The sequence below is a fragment of the Nodosilinea sp. FACHB-141 genome (assembly GCF_014696135.1).
GTDB lineage: Bacteria > Cyanobacteriota > Cyanobacteriia > Phormidesmidales > Phormidesmidaceae > Nodosilinea.
In genome coordinates this window covers 184,055-199,538 of record NZ_JACJPP010000007.1, presented here as the reverse complement: position 1 = coordinate 199,538, position 15,484 = coordinate 184,055, and the positions used below count along the sequence as shown (strand labels likewise).

The 15,484-nt window shown below is 59.4% G+C and carries 10 protein-coding genes; 5 read left to right on the top strand and 5 right to left on the bottom strand.

Annotated features, from left to right (window positions below):
• Nucleotides 1-8: 8 nt before the first annotated feature.
• Entirely contained in the window at nt 9-437 is a 429-nt protein-coding gene (locus tag H6F59_RS04280) for a hypothetical protein (protein ID WP_242021263.1), read from the top strand.
• A 102-nt stretch (nt 438-539) separates the two neighbouring features.
• On the opposite strand, the gene H6F59_RS04275 is transcribed toward H6F59_RS04280, so the two are convergent.
• On the bottom strand, nt 540-1,304 hold the full coding sequence (locus H6F59_RS04275) for a hypothetical protein (RefSeq protein ID WP_190695576.1): 765 nt from the start codon (nt 1,302-1,304) through the stop codon (nt 540-542).
• A 612-nt stretch (nt 1,305-1,916) separates the two neighbouring features.
• Between H6F59_RS04275 and H6F59_RS04270 the strand changes: the two genes are divergently transcribed.
• The 4 genes from H6F59_RS04270 to H6F59_RS04255 all read left to right on the top strand — a co-directional run bounded on the left by H6F59_RS04270 (nt 1,917) and on the right by H6F59_RS04255 (nt 7,393).
• Nucleotides 1,917-3,230 (top strand): CmpA/NrtA family ABC transporter substrate-binding protein, encoded by a 1,314-nt coding sequence (locus tag H6F59_RS04270; protein WP_190695573.1) that lies wholly within the window; start codon nt 1,917-1,919, stop codon nt 3,228-3,230.
• A gap of 148 nt (nt 3,231-3,378) precedes the next feature.
• Nucleotides 3,379-4,224 (top strand): nitrate ABC transporter permease, encoded by an 846-nt coding sequence (ntrB, locus tag H6F59_RS04265; protein ID WP_190521828.1) that lies wholly within the window; start codon nt 3,379-3,381, stop codon nt 4,222-4,224.
• Between the two features lie 242 nt (nt 4,225-4,466).
• Entirely contained in the window at nt 4,467-6,467 is a 2,001-nt protein-coding gene (locus H6F59_RS04260; RefSeq protein ID WP_190695570.1) for a nitrate ABC transporter ATP-binding protein, read from the top strand.
• A gap of 89 nt (nt 6,468-6,556) precedes the next feature.
• On the top strand, nt 6,557-7,393 hold the full coding sequence (locus H6F59_RS04255; protein ID WP_190695567.1) for an ABC transporter ATP-binding protein: 837 nt from the start codon (nt 6,557-6,559) through the stop codon (nt 7,391-7,393).
• Between the two features lie 376 nt (nt 7,394-7,769).
• On the opposite strand, the gene H6F59_RS04250 is transcribed toward H6F59_RS04255, so the two are convergent.
• The 4 genes from H6F59_RS04250 to H6F59_RS04235 all read right to left on the bottom strand — a co-directional run bounded on the left by H6F59_RS04250 (nt 7,770) and on the right by H6F59_RS04235 (nt 15,476).
• Nucleotides 7,770-10,412 carry an O-antigen ligase family protein gene (locus H6F59_RS04250; RefSeq protein ID WP_190695563.1) on the bottom strand — a complete coding sequence of 881 codons (2,643 nt, stop codon included), beginning with the start codon at nt 10,410-10,412 and terminating at the stop codon, nt 7,770-7,772.
• 64 nt (nt 10,413-10,476) lie between these two features.
• Entirely contained in the window at nt 10,477-13,083 is a 2,607-nt protein-coding gene (locus tag H6F59_RS04245) for an O-antigen ligase family protein (protein ID WP_190695560.1), read from the bottom strand.
• Entirely contained in the window at nt 13,080-14,546 is a 1,467-nt protein-coding gene (locus H6F59_RS04240) for a sugar transferase (RefSeq protein ID WP_190695558.1), read from the bottom strand. The genes H6F59_RS04245 and H6F59_RS04240 overlap by 4 nt, the downstream gene beginning before the upstream one ends.
• Nucleotides 14,547-14,672: 126 nt before the next feature.
• A complete protein-coding gene (locus H6F59_RS04235) occupies nt 14,673-15,476 on the bottom strand; it encodes a WecB/TagA/CpsF family glycosyltransferase (RefSeq protein ID WP_190695555.1) in 804 nt (267 codons plus the stop codon).
• Nucleotides 15,477-15,484: the final 8 nt, after the last annotated feature.

Sequence of the window (15,484 nt, the reverse complement as noted above, 5' to 3'; positions counted from 1 at the left end):
TGGATTTAATGGGTATAGTCAACCAGGCGATCGCCTCCTCCGATACCGAAGCTAACGGTAGCCTGATCGGCACGCTGCTGGGGAACCTCAACAACGCTCCGGTGGACAACAACAAAATTGGCGGCATCGCCAGCAGCCTGCAGGGCGTGCTGCAAGATAAAGGCAGAGGCAATCCGGGGGGGCTGATGGGGACGCTGAAAACCGTCGCCGCGACCGGTGCTGTGGATCGCTTGCTGGCCAATGAGCAGATTAGCGCGATCGCCCAGCGAGTCGGGGCCGATCCGGCCATGGTCAGAAGCTTGACCCCGCTGATCGCTCAATTTTTGGTCAAAGGGTCGAACAGCCAAGGCGGCGGACTGCTGCAAAAGGTTCTCTCCGGCGAGGTTGACCTGGGGCAAATGGCCGGGCTGATCGGTATGGCTAATAAATTCTTGTAGAGCGAGACGCCTGAGTTGAGGGTTCTCGGCTGAGGGACCGGGTATCTGAGCTGGTGCCAGCGTTGGCGGCCTGTCAGATACCCGGTCCTTTTTAAGGTGCCGTTACGATGCCAGGGTTTGCTGCAGGCGATCGCGCAGGGCTGCCAAGATTGACAGGTCAGCATCAACGCTCGATCGCCCATCGTATTGAAATGGGTTATCTAAATCGCGAATTAGCAGCAGCAAATAGGTAAAGGCAGTAAACAGCAGGCACGACACCACCAGGGTTTCGCTAAAGCTAGCAGCCCCAATTAGCAGCAGGGCGCACAAGACCCCCACCAAAAACAGCTCTAGCAACACGTAGGCCGGGCCAATAAAGTCGGTATCACGGTTGATGCCGATGTAGGCGAGCAGCAGGCGAATCTTGGCCTGTTCGGCCTGGGTGCGGCTGATGATGGGGCCACTGGTGTAGGGCAGCATCCCCGCTAGGGAGACGTTGAGCTGGTCGAGGGCAGGGGCGATCGCAGCTTGGGGTTTTTCTTGCTCTAGCCAGTCGAGGATGGCCTGCAAAATAGCCACCAGATTTTGAGTCAGAGGGATAGGGTCATACTCTCCGTTGGCTTTGGCCACCAATAAATTGCTGTCTTGAATGGCCTCAATGGCATTGGCCACCTGCACCGGCATATCGGCACTGGCCTTGAAGTCGCTTAGGGTGCCGTTGAGCACAAAGGCAATCACAAAAGTTGCCGCCCCAAATAGCGACCCAGTGAGGGGGTCAAAGGCCCACGGTTCCCAGTTCAAGCGGTGTACGGCCACCTTAGCCAGCCCGTACAGGCCCGTCAGTGGTAGCACCGTCAGCAATATTCGCCACTTCGTTGGCAACACCATGGTTGCGATCGCTCCTAAAGCAGCCCTCTACACAACCCTCAACCCATAGCTTGGGCTGTCGTTATGGTAAGCGCTGGGCTGAGACCGGCCTACCCGGCGAATTATGCAAATCCTACATGTCGCTCATGCGATAAGAGGATGGCTTGCTACAAAGCGTAACTAAAAATACAAAACACGTTGCAAAGTTTGAATAATTTAATCTCAAATACCGCAGTGTAAGACCGCATAAACACCGACTTTTCTCTCGGTATTTTAATAGTCAAAAATCGCGGAGCTACGGCTTTGTAAATCCTAAACATTGCTTTGCCGAAACGGTTTAACCAAACAGAGAAGTTCTTCTTTTTGCAGCAGCCAACCTGGAGCTTGGCTGCCCTGGGAACGAATCCTAGCCCAAAGCCTACTAATCAATCATCTATTTCTTGTTTGTTCTGCCAACATTGCCACAGTTTGTTTAAGCAATTTCTGATTCTATAGAGAGCTAAACACCGGTATCTGTGAGCAGCAATTTGGGTTGAAATTCAGGTTTTCTTGGGACGACTATAACGGTGAGACGCCGCTACCCGATCATTTTTCCAATTCATTGCATTGCCTAACGTTGGAGTGAGCGCAACTATGACTCGACTAAATCGCCGTAGATTTTTGATGACCGCCGGCACCGCAGCAGCCGGTACTGTGCTGCTCCACGCTTGCAGTCAGGGCGAATCTGACTCAGCTTCGTCAGATACCCCAGCCGCAGCGCCCGTTAACCCGGCTGACGCCCCAGAAACGACTACCGCCAAGTTGGGCTTTATTGCGCTAACTGACTCTGCCCCGCTGATCATCGCCAAGGTCAAAGGCTTCTTTGACAAGTACGGCATGACCGACGTATCGGTCGAGAAGCAGGCCTCCTGGGGCACCACCCGCGACAACCTGGTGCTGGGCTCTGGCGGCGGCGGCATCGACGGGGCGCACATTCTCACCCCCATGCCCTACCTGATCTCTGAGGGCATTGTCACCGACGGCAAAAAGGTGCCGATGTACATTCTGGCCCGCCTCAACACCAACGGCCAGGGCATTTCGCTCTCCAACGATTACCTCGATCTCAAGGTCACCAAAGACAGCACGCCGCTCAAAGAAGCGTTTGCCAAGCGCAAAGCCGAAGGCAAAGAACTCAAGGCAGCGGTGACATTTCCTGGCGGCACCCACGACATGTGGATGCGCTACTGGCTAGCGGCTGGCGGCATTGACCCCGACCAAGATATCTCGACCATTGTGGTGCCCCCGCCCCAGATGGTGGCCAACATCAAAGTGGGCAACATGGATGCCTTCTGCGTGGGTGAGCCCTGGCCCCTGCAAACGGTGAACCAAAAGATTGGCTACACCGCCATTACCACCGGCGAAATGTGGAAAGACCACCCTGAGAAAGCTCTGGGTATGCGGGCCGACTGGGTCGATGCCAACCCTAAGGCCGCCAAGGCGCTGCTGATGGGTGTGCTAGAGGGCGCGATGTGGTGCGACCAGCCCGAGAACAAGGAGGAAATGTGCAATATTCTCTCCGAACGGGCCTGGTTTAACGTGCCCTTTGAAGACATTATCGATCGCTCCCAAGGGAAGTTCGACTTTGGCACCGACCGGGTCGAAGAGCTGCCCGACCTGATGCAGAAATACTGGGCTGACAACGCCTCCTACCCCTTCAAGAGCCACGACCTGTGGTTCTTAACGGAGAATATCCGCTGGGGTAAGCTGCCCGCTGACACCGATACCAAGGCGTGGGTCGATGCCGTCAACCGCGAAGACCTCTGGCGCGAAGCGGCCACCGCCTTGGGCCAAGAGGCCATGATTCCCAAGAGCACGTCTCGTGGCGTTGAAACCTTCTTCGACGGCATTACCTTCGACCCCGAAGATCCTCAGGCGTACCTCGACAGCCTCAAGATCAAGCGGGTGTAGATTCCCCGTAGGGCGCTACCCCACCAACCCCTCTCCCCCAACCCCTCTCCTACTGAGAGAGGGGGCCAGAGAGGCCCTTATCTTTACCTGCTTTACCTGTTTGACTAGCTCGCTCGGTTCTTTGCCATAAGTCTGGAGATATATTGCAATGACGGCACCCCTCGATATTCGTCCGGCGCGATCGCGCTTCAACCTACAAAAGCTTGCCAATTCGTCTCTAGACTCGCTCAAGGCACTGATTCCGCCGGTGGTGGCGATTCTGATCTTCTTGGTGATCTGGCAAGTGCTCACCATGGGGCCTGACGCCAACCTGCCCACCCCGGTGCGCACAGTGCAAGACACCTGGGAACTGATCATCAACCCCTTCTTCAACTACGGTGGCACTGACAAGGGCCTGTTTTGGCAGGTGTGGACTAGTCTCCAACGGGTAGCCCTAGGCTTTACACTGGCGGCGGTTGTGGGCATCGCCCTGGGCATCTTGGTGGGCACTAGCTCGTTGATGTATAGCGCCCTCGACCCGCTCTTTCAAATCCTGCGGACGGTGCCGCCCCTGGCTTGGCTGCCGATTTCGCTGGCAGCGTTTCAGCAGGCCAATCCTTCCGCTATTTTCGTGATTTTTATCACGGCGATCTGGCCCATCATCATCAACACCACCGAGGGTGTGCGCCAAATTCCTCAGGACTACAACAACGTGGCGCGGGTGCTCCAGCTGTCTAAGTCTCAGTACTTCTTCAAGATTTTATTTCCGGCTACGGTGCCCTACATTTTCACCGGCCTGAGAATTGGCATCGGCCTCTCTTGGCTGGCGATCGTAGCGGCAGAGATGCTGATCGGCGGCGTGGGCATCGGCTTCTTCATCTGGGATGCCTGGAATAGCTCTCGTATCAGCGATATCATCATCGCCATTCTCTACGTGGGCATTGTCGGTCTGCTGCTCGATCGCCTGATTGTGTTCATTGGCGGCCTGGTGCTGCCCGAAGAGGAAAAGCAGTAGAGGCCCCTCTCCCCCAACCCCGCTCCCCGTGGGAGAGGGAACACAGAACTCCTCCTATCGCGGCAATAGTTCACTGCTCATTAAACGCCGCATCAAACCTGTGATTCTGCCAAGGGTTTGTGGTGGGCGGTGCCCACCCTACGGCCCTCTCCTCCTGGAAGAGGGGAGCTAGAACCCTCCAAAATTCAAAATCGCCAAGCCAAAATTCTCGCATTCTGCTGCACCTTCATTCCCTGCGCACCATGGCTGTCTTTGTTGAAGTTGACCACATCGATCGCGTCTTTAAGCTGCCCCACGGCGGCGAGTACATTGCCCTCAAAAACATCGATCTGCAAATTCACAAGGGGGAATTTGTCTCGCTAGTCGGCCACTCGGGCTGCGGCAAATCGACCCTGCTCAACATTCTCTCGGGCCTCGATCAGCCCAGCGCGGGCGGCGTTGTGCTCGAAGGGCGGCAGGTCACAGAACCCGGCCCCGATCGCATGGTGGTGTTTCAAAACTACTCGCTGCTGCCTTGGCTGACGGTGCGCGAAAACATTGCCCTGGCGGTAGACCGGGTGATGAAGAAGCACCCTCAGCCGGTGCGCGATCGCATGATCGACCACCACATCGAGATGGTGGGTCTGCAAAAGGCGGCCCACAAGCGCCCCGGTCAGATCTCGGGCGGCATGAAGCAGCGGGTAGCGATCGCCCGCGCCCTGGCCATTCGCCCCAAGCTGCTGCTGCTGGATGAACCTTTTGGCGCTCTGGATGCCCTGACACGGGGTGGGCTGCAAGAGCAGCTGATGCAGATTTGTCAGGAGAACGAAGTCACCTGCGTCATGGTTACCCACGATGTCGATGAGGCGCTGCTGCTGAGCGATCGCATTGTGCTGATGACCAACGGCCCCGAGGCCCACGTCGGCCAGATTGTCGATGTGCCTTTCCCTCGGCCCCGCGAGCGCATGGAGGTGGTCAAGCACCCCAACTACTACAGCCTGCGCAACGAGATTGTCTACTTCCTCAACCAGCAGAAGCGGGCCAAGCTGCACAAGGCCAAGCCCGTGGTGGCCGTGGCCGCCAACGGTCTGGAAAAGGTGAATCTAGAGCTGGGCTTTATTCCCCTGGTCGACTGCGCACCCCTGGTGGTGGCTAAAGAAAAGGGCCTGTTTGAGGCCCACGGCCTGAGCAATGTGACCCTGAACCGCGAGCCGAGCTGGAATGCAATCGCCGACGGCGTGGCCACCGGCCGCCTCGATGCCGCCATGATGGTGGCCGGCATGCCCCTAGGCATGACCCTGGGCTACGGCAACCAGCGTCCCCGGCCCATGGTCAGCGCCCTCACCCTGAGCCGCAATGGCAACGCCATTACCTTTAGTAAGCGCTTGTTTGATGAGGGGGTGCGCAGCCTGAGCGACTTTAAAGCGGCGATTGATCGCCGCCCCGATCGCGTCCATACCCTGGCGGCGGTACACCCCACATCGATGCACAACCTGCTGCTGCGCTACTGGCTAGCCGCTGGCGGCATTGACCCCGATCGCGATGTCAGCGTCACGGTGATTCCGCCGGCGCAGATGGTCTCGACCCTCAAGTCGGGCTCCATCGACGGCTACTGCGTCGGCGAACCCTGGAATGCCCGCGCCGTTAGCGAAGGGCTGGGCGTGGTGATGGCGATCGATAACGACATCTGGCCCGGCCACCTCGAGAAAGTGCTCGGCGTCACCGAGGCCTGGGCCGAACAGTATCCCAAAACCCACGTGGCCTTAGTCAAAGCGCTGCTCGAAGCCTGCGAATACTGCGACGATCGCCGCAACCGCGAAGAAATTGCCGATCTGCTCTGCAAGCCTGAATACATCGGGGCCGACGAGGCCCACATTCGCCAGGGCTTCCTAGACCCCTACGATCGCGGCGACGGCAGCGAGCCCGAGCAGGTGCTCAACTACATTCAGTTCTTTACCGGCAAGGCCAACTACCCCGACGTCTCTGAGGCGGTGTGGATGATGACTCAAATGGCCCGCTGGGGCATTACTCCCTTTCCCCGTAACTGGCTAGCCGTGGCCGAGCGGGTGAAGCGGGCCGACATCTTTGGCCAGGCGGCCCGCGAGCTGGGGCTGGTGGATACGGGGCGCGATCGCCATCCCATTCACCTGTTCGATGGCCCGGTCTTTGACCCCGACGAACCGCTGAAATACCTAGATCAGTTCGCCATCAAGCGCGACCTACGCATCGAAGAAGTGCCAATGGATGCCGTGACTATCCGCTAATCCTCTCCCCCCCTGACTGTGTAACGAACTCGCCGTAGGGGCTGAGCAGTGCTCAGCCTCCACCACCCACCCATTCACACCCCCCGACCATGCAAGTGCTAAATACTCCTACCCAATCCACCACCCACCTCCAGACTCAGGAACCGTTCCTGATCTTTGATAACCTCTCCAAGGTCTATCCCACCCCCACCGGCGACTTCGTCGTGCTCGACGGCATCGACCTCGCCATCAACGAAGGCGAGTTTGTCTGCGTCATTGGCCACTCGGGCTGCGGCAAATCGACCCTGCTCGATATGGTGGCCGGGTTTCACCAGCCCACCAACGGCGAAGTGCGCCTGCAAACCCTGCCGATTCAAGCTCCCGGCCCCGATCGCATGGTGGTGTTTCAAAACTACTCCCTGCTGCCCTGGCTCACCGCCTACGAAAACATTTACCTGGGCGTGAATTCGGTCTTCCCCAAGAAGCCCGAAGCCGCGAAAAAGCACATCGTCATGGAGCACCTAGAGATGGTGGGTCTGGCCGATGTAGCCAATAAAAAGCCCAGCGCCCTCTCCGGCGGCATGAAGCAGCGGGTCTGCATTGCCCGCGCTCTCGCCCTGCGCCCCAAGGTGTTGATTCTAGACGAACCTTTCGGTGCGCTGGATCCAATTACTCGGGAAGAACTGCAAGAGGAGCTGCTGACCATCTGGCGAGACCACCAGATCACCGTGCTGATGATCACCCACGACATCGACGAAGCCCTGTTCTTGAGCGATCGCGTTGTGATGATGACCAACGGCCCCGCCGCCAAAATTGGTGAAATCATGCTGGTGCCCTTTGCCCGCCCCCGCGATCGCGCCCGCATGATGGAAGACCCCAAATTCTACGAGCTGCGCAATGAAGCCCTCGACTTCCTCTACAAGCGTCACGCCCACGCCGACGCATAACTCAGAGGCCCAAAGGACTGAGGTAATCGGTGAAATCATGCAGGTGCCTTTGCCCGCCCGCGCGTTGGCGAAGCCACTCCGAAGAAGTATCGCGCCCGCATGATGGAAGACCCCAAATTCTACGAGCTGCGCAACGAAGCCCTCGACTTCCTCTACAACCGCCACGCCCACGCCGATGCCTAGGGCCAAATCCCGTTTGCTACCACCAAAGGCTTCAGGACATTCGCCCTGAAGCCTTTGGATTGGCTGCGCCAACGCCTCTACGGATAGATTGAATGGGCGTTGCGGGCTTAAGATTCGGGGTAAAGCCAGAACCCAACGTAGGGACAAACGGCGTTTGCCCGTTCAAGATTTAGCGCCAAGCCAACAAAAACTGCTATTGCCCTTGCAACCTCACCTGATACGGTTCCAAAGCCCTATCCAACGCTGGCAAGAACACTGGTGAGGTAAACAGCGGCTCGAAGAACTGCACCACAGGGATGTTCTCGACCCGAGGCAAAAAGTCCGAGGGATTAGGCCCATCAATGTGACGGCTGAGCACGCCAAAGCCCAGGCGCTGGCTTCGGGGCTGCCAGCTAGGTGCAGTGCGCTGAAGCCAGTCGGTGAAGTCTGTAGCTGTCTCCATGCTGGCCACGAGCTGGCTAATAATTTGGGGCTCTGGCAAGGCCTGAGCCAGGTCATCAATATCTTTAGGCTGGGTAACCCAGGCTCTCTCTAGCAGCGCTTGGCGCTGATCGGGGGTTTGCCAGGCGAGAATCGCGTACTTAGCTGGGGTTTCGGGCCAGGGGTTGACATCCACAGCCTGGCCATCCGCCAGACTTAGAAAGCCCTGCTGGAGGTCGCCGCCGTTGGTTTGCCAGTCTTCGGTCGCCCCGGCCAAGTCGCCGCGCCACCAGTGCAGACTGCCCCGAGCCTGGTGCAAAAAGCTGCTCAAGGTGGGTTCTTTGGCCTGCTGAATCAGTTCGTCATAGCGTTGTTCAACCTGACCGAGCATGGCAGGGTAGACATCAGCAAAGCCCTCCACTCGCCACAGAGGGCTGGTGATCAGGGCAGGATGGCGGATGGCCTCCAAGGCGAAGGCCTCTGTGGCGCAGTCGCGGTTGCCAGTTTGCAGGCAAGCGAACCCCAGGCCAAAGAACACGCCCATTTTAGCCGGCACTAGGGCGATCGCCTCCCTAAACGAGGACTCAGCCTCAGCGAACTGACCCTTTTCAACCTGAAGCCAGCCCAGGTTCGATTGGCCAAACTCCTGGTAGGGCACCGCCTGGTTGCCGGTCTTAAACCAGGCGATCGCATCGTCAAGCAGCACCTGACGCAGGGGCGGGTTAGCGGCCGATTGCAGGGCAAACTCGCCTAGGTGGTAGCCCAGCTGATAGGGATAGTAGGGCTCCCAAGGAGCCAGCTTGTGGGCCTGCTCTAGCTGGTTGGCAAAGCGATCGATATCGACAGGTTCGGCAGTGAGGGCCGAGAAGCCACTGCTGGCAGCGCCCCAGGCACGGTAGGCAGGCACGAGCCAGAGGGTCATGGCCAGCGTCAGGCCGAGGCCAACCCCGGCAATAAGCCGATGGCGTCGCGGGGTTGCACCGCTGTCCTCGGTTGTGGAAACGGGGTTAAAGGTGCGAGCGAGCACGGCCAGGTAGAGGGCCAGAGTGCCTGCGATCGCCGGAATATCCAGCTGATAGTCGGTCAAGCTCATCAGCCCAAAAGCAAACAGCCCCGCCAGCGGACTCCACACCAACACCGGGGGCAGCCCAGCGGGGGTATCCTGAGCGCCACGCCGCATCCACCGCACCGTTAGAAGCACCAGCACTAGCACTAGCGTCAGTGCTACGGCAATTCCCCAAAGGCCCAGTTCGCCCCACAACTGCGCCGGGGTACTGTGCAGCTGAAACTGTAGCTCAGCATCGCGCCCAGCCCAGTGGGGACGATACTTTTGGTAGACCAGCGGCACACTGCCCGGTCCCACCCCAGTAAAGGGACGGCTCAGGCCCATGCGCCACCCCGTAGCGTTAGTCACCACTCGATAAGACAGTTCCCCTCCAACAAAGTTACCCTGGGCCAGGCTGCTCAGCACCTGCCGCAGCCGGGGATTGGCGATGACGCCTAAGACTCCTAACCCCAAGGCGGTGCCGCCGATAGCCAACGCCAGGGGCCGAGGCAGACGGTTGTAGAGTAGGGAAATACCCACCGCAATCAATCCGGTCACCATGAGCGCCAGCCAGCCGCCGCGCGAGCTGGTGGTGTAGAGGTTGAGCAAGCCGAGAACCATACCCACCAGCCATAGCCATCGCCGCCAGCCGCGATCGCTCCAAGCCAACCCTGCTAGTAAAGGCAGCACCAGCACCAGATAGCCCGCTACGTAGTTTTGATGGCCAATGGGCTGCCAGTTGCGCAGGCTAGTGAGCTCAAAGTTAAACGTCTGGTTAACGCCGTAGCCTTGAAGCGTTGACAACCGAGCTAGCTCAGGCTGATAGATCTGTGTGGTCCACAGCAACAGACTGAGCAGAATGAACGCCAGAGCTAGGTAGCCCTGAAAGCGCAGCAGGGTGTGAAAACGTTGGGGATAGCGGAGCCAGCTGCCAAGGGCGTAGAACGCGGCGATCGCCCCCACGGCCGCCCACCCATACCATCGCGCCTGGGCCGGAAATTCTGCCCCTAGCGTCGAGACTACCAGCCCGGCTATGGCCAGCAGGGCCACCCAGTCAAACCCGTTCCCCAACCGACTAAGGGGCCGGTGCCACAGTTGCCACAGCAGCCAGAGCATCGGTAGAGTCAGCCCTACCTGCCACAAAAATACCCAGGGCCACGACACTATCAGGGTGCTACTGCCCGGTAGCAGGGTGAAAATGGTAAAGAACGTCCCTATCAGCAGGGCCAGTAGGGTGCCGTCGCTGGGGTCTTGGGCAGCGGGTTTGGGTTGGGGTAGGGCATCCTCGCTCATGGTTTGGGTAGATGGGTGGATGGGTAGGGGGCGGGCAGAGGGCGTTTCAAGCCCGTTTACGAAGTCAGTGCTTTGCACTCGGCCTTTTTAGAGAAAAAGGGACGGGGGAGGAAGGGGCTGGAATGGCGGACGGTTCATCAACCTAATCTAAATTTGAGAGGCGAAAGTGGTTGTGGGTGGGGTGGGGCAGCCCCAGGGCTTCGGTGCGCAGGGCTTCGATGCGGCGATCGAGGGGTGGAAATTCTCTCGGCCAGGAAGGAAAGAGGTTGAGCTTGGCTACTAGGGTATAGCGCCGGAGGTTTTGCGGCGCCAGCATGAGGGTAATTTGTTTGGCCTGGTAGTTGCGGTAGGCAAAGGTGAGCGACCCTCGATAGCCCTCTTCTGGGTTGGTGACGATGGCGGTGAGCCACAGGTGCAGAGGCTGGATGCCAAGGCTTTCTTCGATCAGCAAAGCGTCTCGGTCTGGTGGGGCATTCTGGGGCTGGGCCGGAGTGGCGGAATAGGTATTGGGGTCGAGCCAGGCGGCAAGCAGCTGTAGCTCAGGAGTTAGCTGCTCTAGGCGCAGTTGGGGTGCGATCGCATCTAGGGCAGCATCAGGATCAGAGTCGGCCAGCAGCAACCCCGAAACCACAGGCCGCAGCAAGTTGGGGTCGACCTCCACGAGGGGTTGCTCGGTCCACCAGGCGAGTAGGGCGCGGGTTTCGTAAAGGGTGGCAAAGCCAGCCTCGCCAGGAGCAACTTCGGCAAGTAGAGCATCGTATTCGGCGAGAGTAGCCTGCACCACAGAGGCATAAACTGCCTGATATGGCGCGGTTTTCCACTGGGGATAGGTCAGCGCAGCGGGGTTGACCAGGGCTTCTAGGGTGAAGGCGGCGATCGCACCCGCTTCATTCCCCGTCTTCAGCAGCAGATCGCCCAATAGCCAGTAGCCGTAGTGTCGGTGGCGCGGCATGAGCTGCACGGCACGGGCGGCGTAGGGCAGAGCGGTTGCCGGGTCAGTAGTCTGGTGTAAAACGGCTAGATTGTGGTTAAACCAGGCATCGTTGGGGGCAGCTTGTTGGGCCTGATGGGCGTAGTCGAGCAGCAGCGATCGCACATTATCTTCAGCGTCAGAGCTATTCAACACTTGGTCTAGGCCCCACAGCGCCTCACTGGCCACCGCCGAGGCGGTCGGATCCCATGGGCTCAACCGATATGCTTTGTACCAGCGCGTGTCGGCTAAGTTGAGCCGCTGGTTGTAGAATGCTCTATCGGCCAAAGCACTGTAGGCCACGGTAAGGGTAAAGGGCAGCCAGATCGTCAGCAGCAGCCCCAGCCATAAAGAAACCGCTAGACGCGATCGCCGTCTGGCATCCCCTCCCAAGGGTGTGGCCTTGGGTAGATAGCGAGCGCCTAACGCCAGCAGCAGCACGACGATCCCCAGCAGCGCGCCCGCAATGGGGATATTCTCCAGCTGGTAATCGGTCAGGCTAGAGACTCCGTAGGTCAGCAGGCTGCCGCCAATGCCTCCCAATAGCGCCCGGTCTGTAGCTTCGAGCGGCTGCCGCCAAAGTTGGATCCACAATCGCAGAATCAGTACAATGCCGGCTAGAAATATCCCCAACCCAACTAGCCCCAGCTCTCCCGCGATCTGCACCGGAGTGTTGTGGAGCTGCTGAATGTGCTCTAAGCCCGCCCCAGTTTCGATCGGGCGGTAGAGGTTTGACACCCGACTCATAACGCCAGGGCCAACGCCAAACAGGGGGCGATCGCGCAGAATGTTGCCGCCCAATCGCAGCATAAACCAGCGATCGAGGGTGGGGCCGTCGGTGATGCCGCCCGTGCTAAACCAGACGCGAATGCGAGGATTGCTGGCCAGGGCCAACCCTAAGGCCACGGCTCCCCCCAACCCGGCCAAGCCCCAGCGCCAGCGTTGGGAGGGTTTGAGGTAACTAAAGCGGCTCAGCCAGGTGACCAGCAGCCATACCACCAACCCCAGCGCCGCCCCCCGCGACCCGCTGACGTATGACGCCACCAGGATCAGTCCGGCGGAAGCTATCCAGATGCCTCTTAGCCAGCCCGTTGTGGCCACCGCTGCCGCCACCGCTAGGGGCAACAGCAGCACAAAATAGCCCCCCACAAAATTGTGGTGCCCGAGGGGCTGATGGTTGCGCAGCGCCGTTAGAAAGCTATCTGCCGCCCACATGGCGTTGTCGGGCCGCCATAGGGCCAAGCTTACCACTGCGGCCCCCGCTGCCACCACGACTAGACCCCACCACAGACGCAGACGACTCAGCCAGCTGCGATCGACCACATTGCGGTAGAAGTACAGCACCGCAACGTAGGTCACTACCAGGCTCACATTCCACAGCGCCACTCGGGGAAACGGTGACACCAAGGCTGACAGGGCCAGGACAATGCCCATGCCCAGCGCCACCCAATCTAGCCCGTAGCCCAAGGCATAGAATGCCCGTTCCCGTTCTGAGCTAGATTCTCGCTCTGCATCAGTTCTCAAAGGCTCTGGGCAGCGCAGCCGCCGCCACAGCCCTACCAGCAACGCTATGCTGCCCGCCTGCCACAGCAAAATCCAGGCCCAGCCCACCATGCGGTAGTAGCTCAGGGGCAGCCAACTAAAGGTCAGTAGCACCAACCCTCCAACCAGCCATAGTCCCGGCTTTTGGCTAGCCCAGTTTCGACGATGGCTTATCCCTGAGTCCTCTGCGTTGCCAGCATCGGTTGCCCCTAGTGGTGGGGAAGAATCGGCGGTCAATAGGCCCCCTTGCCCCAAAGCACAATTCCCAGGGTGGCGGTGAGAATTTCTAGATCCAAATTTAGCGACCAGTTGTCGATGTAGTGCAGGTCGAGGCGGGCCACGTCGTCAAAAGTGTCGATGTCAGAACGACCCGAAATCTGCCATAGCCCCGTCACCCCCGGCAGCACTTGGTGACGAATGTTGTGCCAACCATCGAACTTAGCCACATCGCGCACTGGCAACGGGCGCGGCCCCACCAAGCTCATCTGGCCACAGAGCACGTTAAACAACTGGGGCAGTTCATCAAGGCTGGTGCGGCGCAGCAAGCGGCCTACTCGCGTAATGCGCGGGTCGTGCTTGACCTTAAACAGCACCCCATCCGCCGACTCGTTGTGCTGCTCTAGCTCTGCCTGGAGCCGAGGCGCATCGACCACCATGGTGCGAAATTTCCACACTTGGAAGATGTTGCCGTGCAGGCCCACCCGCTCCTGACGAAAGAATATTGGCCCACTTGAGTCGAGGCGAATTGCCAGGGCGATACTCAGCAGCACCGGCCCTAGGGCGATCACGCCTAGGCCTGCCCCCAGGTAATCCATCCAGCGCTTGAAGCGGTAGTCCCAGCCACCCATCAGGGGGGCATCAAGGCGTAGGGTGGGAAGGCCCGCCACAGTTTCGGGGGTGCCCCGGCGGTAAAGCATGTCGCGGCTGGTAGGGAGCAGCTGCATGGCGATACCCGCCCGCCGCAGCTTCCAGTACAGCTCAGAGGCCAGGTCGGCGGAGGGAATGCTCTCGGCCAGCACCAGGGTGGCCCCAGAGGCCAAAATCGCCTGATAAGTGGTGGCAGAATTGGCGGTAGTGGCTAGGGCTGCCCCAATGACCGGCACCTTGGCCCGCTGAGAGAGCACGTCGGCCAGGCGCTTGAGCCGGGGGGCTGGGGCAATCAAAAAGACTGAGGAGGGCACCTTGGCTTGGGTGAGCGGGCGCAACAGCAGCGTTGCCACTAGCCGCAGCCCCACTACCAGTCCCACCCCGCTGAGCCAGGCCGAGAAGAAGAGCGATCGCGGCAAATCGAGCTTAGGGTCGTAGAAGTACATCAACACCAGCGCGCTCAGGTACACCAGGCTGAGCAGCTTACCTGCCCGCAGGTGCTTTTGCCCCTGGGAATTAGTGTCGTAGAGGCCGCCGTAGGCAAATAGCCCCACAGCACAGGCCACCAGCACCCAAAACGGACTGGGCAGCCCCAGCCAGGTCCACCATACGAGCTGGGCCGGAATTGGGGAGAAAAACTGATTGAGCGATCGCGCAATGTGCCACGACAGCCCTAGGGAAAAAATATCCGTAGCCAGAAGCACCAGCCCCCGCCGCCCAGGCCCAGTAAAGGCGTCGCGCAGCTGAAGCCTGAGCCTGCGGGGGGCGCGAAGATCTTGACGGTAGCGGGGCCGCTGTTGCATCACGGCGGGTACGGCACGATGACAATCCATAGCAGGGGGCAGACGCATAGGGATGAGGTTGCCCTAGTATTCCGCAATTGTGCTGAGAATCCATCATCGGGGGAAGGGTTTGAGGTGCAAGGTCCACGGTTTAGGGGTGTACACCAACCGTGAACCCTAAACCTTAAAGCCTGAACCCTTTTCGTTGTCCCGCGCTCCCCACAGTCGATACCTGGCCACCTGCGCCCCAAACAAGATTACAAACATAGGGTTGTTCACTAAATAGCGCTGCCACAGGCGGCGCGGCTCTTGGCCAAAGCGGTAAAGCCACTCCAAGCCCAGGCGCATCATCCACCGGGGAGCTTGGGAGACATCGCCGCTAAAGAAGCTAAAGGCGGCCCCGACGCCAATCATTACGGCATTGACCTGGCCTTGATGGCGGTGCATCCACTGCTCTTGCTTGGGGCAGCCTAGGCCGATAAACACCACCCGCGCCCCCGACTGGTTGATGCGTGTCATATCAGCAGCGGCTTCTTCGGCTGAGAGCGGGCGAAAGGGTGGGGCATGGGTTCCCGCAATAGGCAGGCCGGGAAATTGCTGCTGGAGGGAAATGGCCATCTTCTCCAGCATGGGGACAGTGCCGCCGTAGAGGTAGATAGGCAGATCTAAGTGGGCAGCGCGATCGCACCAGGCCAGCATTAAATCTGGTCCATAAACTCGGCTCTGGCCATGTATCCCCAGCAGCCGCAGCCCCATTACCAGGGGCATGCCGTCGGAAGTTACTAGGGCCGCATCTTCAAGAATGCGCTGGTATTGAGCATCCCAATAGGCGGTCATCACGACGTGGACGTTGGCGGCGACCACATAGCACGATCGCCCGATGGTGGCCCAGGTTTGAATGCGATCGCAGGCATCGGTGTAGCTGGTGGCATCCACCCGAGTTTTAAGAATGCGCCTGGCCTGAAGCACTGGCTCCGTCATGGTAGTGA